The organism is Maribacter sp., assembly GCA_020629415.1.
In the GTDB taxonomy this organism is placed as follows: domain Bacteria; phylum Bacteroidota; class Bacteroidia; order Flavobacteriales; family Flavobacteriaceae; genus Maribacter; species Maribacter huludaoensis.
Map to the genome: position 1 here is coordinate 137,362 of JAHDDL010000004.1, position 6,000 is coordinate 143,361.

General features: G+C 30.6%; 9 protein-coding genes. 1 reads left to right on the forward strand and 8 read right to left on the reverse strand.

Annotated features, from left to right (window positions below):
- Positions 1 to 201: 201 nt before the first annotated feature.
- From QZ657_RS03295 to QZ657_RS03305, 3 genes are all read right to left on the reverse strand, one after another.
- Positions 202 to 606, reverse strand: coding sequence for a hypothetical protein (locus QZ657_RS03295; RefSeq protein WP_291964955.1), 405 nt, complete (start codon positions 604 to 606; stop codon positions 202 to 204).
- Complete coding sequence (locus tag QZ657_RS03300; RefSeq protein WP_291964957.1) at positions 569 to 961, reverse strand: VOC family protein; 393 nt, start codon at positions 959 to 961, stop codon at positions 569 to 571. The genes QZ657_RS03295 and QZ657_RS03300 overlap by 38 nt, the downstream gene beginning before the upstream one ends.
- A 707-nt stretch (positions 962 to 1,668) precedes the next feature.
- Positions 1,669 to 1,914 carry a transposase gene (locus QZ657_RS03305; RefSeq protein ID WP_291964959.1) on the reverse strand — a complete coding sequence of 82 codons (246 nt, stop codon included), beginning with the start codon at positions 1,912 to 1,914 and terminating at the stop codon, positions 1,669 to 1,671.
- A gap of 382 nt (positions 1,915 to 2,296) precedes the next feature.
- On the opposite strand from QZ657_RS03305, the gene QZ657_RS03310 reads away from it, so the two are divergent.
- Positions 2,297 to 3,265, forward strand: a complete 969-nt coding sequence (locus QZ657_RS03310; protein ID WP_291964961.1) for a transposase — start codon at positions 2,297 to 2,299, stop codon at positions 3,263 to 3,265.
- Positions 3,266 to 3,506: 241 nt separating this feature from the next.
- On the opposite strand, the gene QZ657_RS03315 is transcribed toward QZ657_RS03310, so the two are convergent.
- The 5 genes from QZ657_RS03315 to QZ657_RS17210 form a co-directional block, all read right to left on the reverse strand.
- On the reverse strand, positions 3,507 to 3,929 hold the full coding sequence (locus QZ657_RS03315) for an ester cyclase (protein WP_291964963.1): 423 nt from the start codon (positions 3,927 to 3,929) through the stop codon (positions 3,507 to 3,509).
- A gap of 6 nt (positions 3,930 to 3,935) precedes the next feature.
- Entirely contained in the window at positions 3,936 to 4,730 is a 795-nt protein-coding gene (locus QZ657_RS03320) for an alpha/beta hydrolase (RefSeq protein WP_291964965.1), read from the reverse strand.
- A gap of 6 nt (positions 4,731 to 4,736) precedes the next feature.
- Positions 4,737 to 5,168: a nuclear transport factor 2 family protein gene (locus QZ657_RS03325; protein WP_066316411.1), complete on the reverse strand. Its 432-nt coding sequence runs from the start codon at positions 5,166 to 5,168 to the stop codon at positions 4,737 to 4,739.
- Positions 5,169 to 5,229: 61 nt separating this feature from the next.
- Positions 5,230 to 5,655: a MarR family winged helix-turn-helix transcriptional regulator gene (locus QZ657_RS03330; RefSeq protein WP_157766167.1), complete on the reverse strand. Its 426-nt coding sequence runs from the start codon at positions 5,653 to 5,655 to the stop codon at positions 5,230 to 5,232.
- A gap of 117 nt (positions 5,656 to 5,772) precedes the next feature.
- Positions 5,773 to 5,961, reverse strand: a complete 189-nt coding sequence (locus QZ657_RS17210) for an NAD(P)H-dependent oxidoreductase (protein ID WP_366934149.1) — start codon at positions 5,959 to 5,961, stop codon at positions 5,773 to 5,775.
- Between the last annotated feature and the right edge of the window lie 39 nt (positions 5,962 to 6,000).

Below are 6,000 nucleotides of genomic sequence, written 5' to 3' on the forward strand. Positions count from 1 at the left end.
TTTTTTATAATGCACAAAAAGATTGCTTGATCTGCGATAGTAAATTGTCTAAAATATAATTAATCACAAACTTTTTTTGTTCTTATTTAAATGTTGAATGCCAAACCCTAAAGAATTGATAGACACTCTAAATATAACTATACTTGAGGTTAAGAACAAGAGCCTATTTGTGTTGCGACTTTGAGTCTTGAGCTATATTACTTAATTCTCTAATTCTATATCTGTTTGATAATAAATTCTTGAATTTTCTTCAGTAAGTGAATCAAAAGAATCTTTAGCTTTATAAAGACCGAATACTATAGCCAAAACCAATATGGATAAATGAACTAATTTAATTTTTTTATTTTTCTTTCTAAATATAAGAGCTAGATTCCATATGAATATGGCAATCATAATAGCTAAGGAAATTTTATCTAGGATTGGATTCATTCCAGAAAAGAGCGTGAAATGGAAGGCTATATAGAGTCCTATTAGGATTGATAGAAATGTTGTTACTATAATTTTGCCTTTCATTTCAATCAGACGGATTATATTTTTAGAGCTATTGATTATAACGGTTAAGCTTTGATTAGTCCATTTTTTTAATATCAGCAATTTGCTCTTCAAATTTTTTGCTGTCCTTAAATGCACATAAGTTTCCGTCTGGGTCGTAAAATTTGGCTATTGTTCCCCAAGAATGTTCTTGGTAATCCACTTTTATATCTTTTCTGGTCAATTTTTCTGCAAACATTTTCACATTCGGAACATTCATTCGCAAACAAGTTTTTGTCCTTTCCATTTCCGTTATTTGACCATTATACTCATCGTCTAATTCTATCATCAAATATGCGTGTCCAAATTCAAAACAAGTTAAATTTTCGCCCACAAACATTTTCTTGAGACCTAAAATATTTTCATAAAAATCCACACAATTTTTGTATTCAAGGGTATATAATATTATTCCGGTACGATCAAATTCCATTCGGTGCAATAATTTTTAGAGCTTTCCTACAACGTTTCGGCTCGTATGTTTATTTCTATAGTTGAAGATAAGATATTTAGAATAATCCATTAGCTTAAATAAATGTGTGATTACATGGTTTGGCTAAGTACTGAGTATGGATGTCAACGCTTAGGTTTAAACACATTCCAATCTAACGGTCTAAAACATTTGCTTTGGCTAATACATCTGTAGAGACAATAGGAGGGACAAAGAGTTCTAGACTATTTAATATAATATTGTTTCATAGAAATCCAGCCCTTTTCTAATTTTCTTGGAATCTGAATGTGTTTGTATCTGAGAAGAAGTAGGGGACTTTTAAACATTGGGTAAATAAAAAATCACAGTAATAATAAAATATACTACTGTGATTTTTGAAACAACATTAATTTGTAAAAGCTTGAATTATTGTTCAGGATAATTATCTACCTCAAAAAAGCCGGTTATATCTATTAATTTATTGTTTTCAACTAGTAAAAAACTAGACCCACCGTCAATTACTTCTTTGTTTTCATTAAGAGTGTTTCATTTTACTAGATTTTTGTTGTGATGAGAAATCACATTTGCTTGGGCAAAAGTTATACATGGAGATTGCTTATGAAATTCAGCAATATAGTCAGAAACCTCATTTAGTCCGCTTAATTCTATTAAAGTGTCTGTGTAACGGAAGTCATCAGCTAAAATTGTTTTTAATAATTCAGCTCTTTTTGAAGGGCTTTGATACGGGAAAGTTCGTCGTCTGTTTGCACGGTTACACGGGTGTTCATTAAATCTTTACGATCATACTTTTTTATCCATACGTTTATAGTACTGGATTGTATACCGTAAGTTAATGCAATTTGTCTTTTGGAATGGTTTCCTTTGGTAAGTTCTGCCAAGACTTTGAGCTTAAAGCTCTCACTATAGCGTTTTACATATCCATCATTTTTATACATATACTTGAAGTGTTTTGTATACATATTTCAGGACGGGTCAATATGTTGCCTAACGGTCTTGTATATGAAAAGTAGCGGATTTATAAGCACTAATCTTTCCGAAAGCAATATACTTAATTAAAAGGAAAAACGATTCAGGCTTGTACCTTAGCGCTATTTTTTATATACGGCTTAAGTTTGATTCTCAGTAAATTGTTGATATAACTAGAAAGAACAAAAGAGAGAATTAAGGTTACTATATACGGTGAAGCTTTAGACTTCGACAACATTGATAATCCTCTCTCTTTTACTACTTAGATCACGTTCAGTTCTGTGAGACCTTAGATCTCGTTTTCAAGTTGTTGTGAGCAGAAGTAGCCGGTTCTTTCGTAAAACATATCTTATGAATAAATATAAAGAAACTTTTGGAGTCGACATCAGTAAAGATGTCTTTGATGTACATGGTAGTAACAAAGGTCACGACCAGTATAAGAACGATGAAACTGGATTTAAGAAATTCCTTAAGGAACTGCCCAAATGTTCATTGGTCGTTATGGAAGCAACCGGTTATTATCATTATAGACTTGCCCAGTTTCTTTACAAAAATGGAGTAATAGTTTCAGTAGTAAACCCATTATCCGTAAAACGTTTCATTCAAATGAAACTGGCTAAAGTAAAAACGGATAAGAGCGATGCCAAGGCTATATGTGAATATGCACTGGTCAACGAGGTACCTATTTACAATGCCTTGACGGATATCCAGAGCGAATGTTTACAGTTGTTCCGGTTATTGGATATCTATTTAAAACAACGTACCGCGACCAAGAACAAGATACACGGAGAAGCTGTTCTGGGCATACCTTCAAAGTTTGTTTATCGTTCCTTGATACGTAATAAGAAACTGCTCAATAAAGAGGTAGCCGCTATCGAATCAAAGATTCTGTCATTGGTAAAAGAGGACCAACAGGAGCAATTGACTTTATTGATGTCAATACCAGGTATAGGTCAAAAGACTGCATTGTTCCTAATAGTGGTCACCGATGGGTTCAATAAGTTCGAAAATGCGGCACAGCTTTGTAGCTATGTAGGTATAACCCCAACGATACGGGAATCGGGGAGCAGTGTAAAAGGTCGTGCGCGAATAAGCAAGGTCGGTAATAGAAAACTTCGCAACCTATTGTTTCTATGTTCTTTTAACGCTTGTAAGCACAATAGGGCATGCAGAGAGGTTTATGAGCGGATCGTGAACAGGGGAAAGAGCAAGAAACTGGCACTGATAGCCGTTGCCAACAAACTTTTAAAGCAGTCTTTTGCCATTGCAAAATCTGGCAGGCCATATGATGAAACATACGTTTCAATATTGCCTAGATAAATAGAAGCTAGATCGAATAAAAAAAGCTCAAAGAATCAAGTTATTGAATCTATGAGCCTGAAATAATATTGTCTCGGATTAAAGAAGAATTTGTTTGTTTTTTATCTCAGTTCTTTGTTACCTGCTGGCTTTTAATTTTATGTTTGGGAACTAATCCTATTTACACTTTAAATTTCTTCTTAAGAATGGTTTGTAATAAATCATTTCAAGATTTAAAAATAATATGCTTTATTCTTGAAATTTAACAAGTATCTCTATCTTTAAATGGAATTAGTTGATTTTGAATAGCATTACCATCAATTAAAGCCCAATGTGCTGTAATTTTTTTGTTTTTAAGTTTATAATATCTATAACCCTCAGTTGTAATATTTAAATCTGTAGGATTGATGCCTCTCCAAACACCAACGTGTTTAAGATTCATTTTTATTTTTACAATTACGTTATCTTCTTCGCTAACAATAGTATCAATAATTGTTTTATGTTTAAATGATTTACCAGTTCCAATAATCCAATTTTTCATCCCTTTTTTGTTGGTAGGTAATCTTGATGGTAGTGAATAGTCAATAAAATCATCAGAAACATAAGTATCCATTTTTTCAAACTGATTTAGATTCCATATCTGTTCAATAAAATCAATAACGATAGATTTATTTGTAGTATTCATATTAAACTATTCTTTAAGTATTTCTTGTTTTATTTTTTGTTCAATTTTTTCCTTATGTGTTGTAGTCAATAAAAAATGACCAGTATTTTTAAAGGTGGTTAATTCAACATTTTTGTTCAATTGTTTTGCTTTATTACTAAAATCTGAGATGGTTGAATATGCTATATATTCATCAGTTGTGCCATTAAAGAGATAAAGTTTGGTTTTCAAGTTTTGAATATGATTAATAGGCGATAGTTCTATTTTTTCGTTAGTAGTCATTACAGATGTTTTTAATAGTTCATCTTCCATTAAATCTACTGGCGAGGCAATGGTAAATACTCTATTCGCTATGGGGATTGATTCATCTGTATTCAATTGAGTCATTAGGGCCAAATGTCCTCCGGCCGAATAACCTATCAGAAATAACTTTGACATATCTAAGTTTAGTTTTTCCTTATTCTGCTTTAGATATCTTAAAGCATCTTTGGAATCGTTAAGACAGTCTTTAGGTGTTGTTGTTTTTAAATTGGCTAATCGGTATTGTACACAAACTGTATGATAACCTAATGATGAAAACATTTTAGCTTTTTCAAAAAAGAATGATGGTGACCCAGAAATCCAACCACCAGGATGAAAAAAAACAATTACAGGTTTTTTTTCCTCTTTATTTGAAGTGAAAAGGTGTAATTTTAAGAGAGTATTACCTATTTCTTTATAGGTAATACTCTCTTTGATTAATTGTCTATTACTATCTTCTTTCTGTGATTTACAGAAAGAAATGGATAGAATAGAAACAATAGCTATTAATAGATATTTCATTAATTATTAGAAAATCAAGGTTACAAAATCTTGAAACACCAACCATTTACCTTTGATTTTCACCAATGAATAAAAATTCTTTAATGTAGGTTTCCCAGGGCTTGTGAGTGTCATTTTTATTGAAGCCATATTATTTCCAATCAATTGAATATCTTCATAATTAGCAGTTCTTTCATATCCTCCAAATTTTTTGGTTTTTATAAATGATACATAAGTTTTTTTGTCCAAAATAGATGTGGCGTCTTTTTTAGTATCGTATAATACAACTCTAAAGTCATCATGTAAGTATGGTTTTAATTTTGCAACATCATTTATATCTCCTGCATGGATGTATGATGTTAGTGTAGATTTTATATCATCAGTATTACCATTTTGAGCTTTTGATTTACAAGAAAATAAGACAACGATTGTTAATAATGTTAAAATTTTTGTTTTCATAATTTTTAATTTAAAATGTTTAATTTATTAAAGTTAGCTAGACAACTAAATAGACAAAAAATTAGTCGCTTAGATTTTTTAGAATTTTATTTAGAATAGTTTCAATACTTTCATTTTCTTTTTCTGATAGTTTACTTAGACCTGAAAAACGGATTTTTTCGATAATTGGGTATAAGTCATTAATTAAAGTTTGTCCTTTTTTAGATATAGATAATTCAACTTTTCTAGAATCTATTGAAGATGGTGTTTTTATTATGTACTCTTTTTTTTCTAAATGATTAACCATTCTTGAAATAGTAGGCTTATCCTTTACAAGTTTGTCTCCCACAGAAATTTGATTTATATATTCATTCTCATTTATTATGTTTAAAACAAGCCATTGTTCAATAGTAATATCAATATTATGAGATTTAAGTACATTTTGGCCATACTGTCTAATTCTTCTGGCGGTAAGTTCTATTTTAAAGTATAGGTTATTATTAATCATTGATGCAAATATAATAAAATAGTTAGCTAAGCAACTATTTATTCTTAATTTAATTAATAAGTCCAATTGGTATGTTAGAGAAAATAGTTGTTGATATGTAACATTCAATCATATTTTTTAAACCACTCGAAATGTTGAAACATATTCAGGTGCACAAATTATAATTCCGTCTGCATTCGTAATTCTATTTCGAAAGGCAACAATTTGTTCTGGTACATTTTTGTCAGTCAGTTCTATTTTAAAATGTGATAATTCATTCAAATCATCTATAATTCCCAAACCGAAATTAGCTTTACCTGATTCCAATTTGTATTCAAGCGTGGTTTTTTAAGCTTGCAGGTAACG

What these genes read in the sequence shown, in the direction of transcription:
- QZ657_RS03300 (WP_291964957.1), bottom strand. Translation starts at nt 961, where the DNA reads ATGGAATTTGATCGTACCGGAATAATATTATATACCCTTGAATACAAA.
- QZ657_RS03305 (WP_291964959.1), bottom strand. Translation starts at nt 1,914, where the DNA reads ATGTATAAAAATGATGGATATGTAAAACGCTATAGTGAGAGCTTTAAG.
- QZ657_RS03310 (WP_291964961.1), top strand. Translation starts at nt 2,297, where the DNA reads ATGAATAAATATAAAGAAACTTTTGGAGTCGACATCAGTAAAGATGTC.
- QZ657_RS03315 (WP_291964963.1), bottom strand. Translation starts at nt 3,929, where the DNA reads ATGAATACTACAAATAAATCTATCGTTATTGATTTTATTGAACAGATA.
- QZ657_RS03320 (WP_291964965.1), bottom strand. Translation starts at nt 4,730, where the DNA reads ATGAAATATCTATTAATAGCTATTGTTTCTATTCTATCCATTTCTTTC.
- QZ657_RS03325 (WP_066316411.1), bottom strand. Translation starts at nt 5,168, where the DNA reads ATGAAAACAAAAATTTTAACATTATTAACAATCGTTGTCTTATTTTCT.
- QZ657_RS03330 (WP_157766167.1), bottom strand. Translation starts at nt 5,655, where the DNA reads ATGATTAATAATAACCTATACTTTAAAATAGAACTTACCGCCAGAAGA.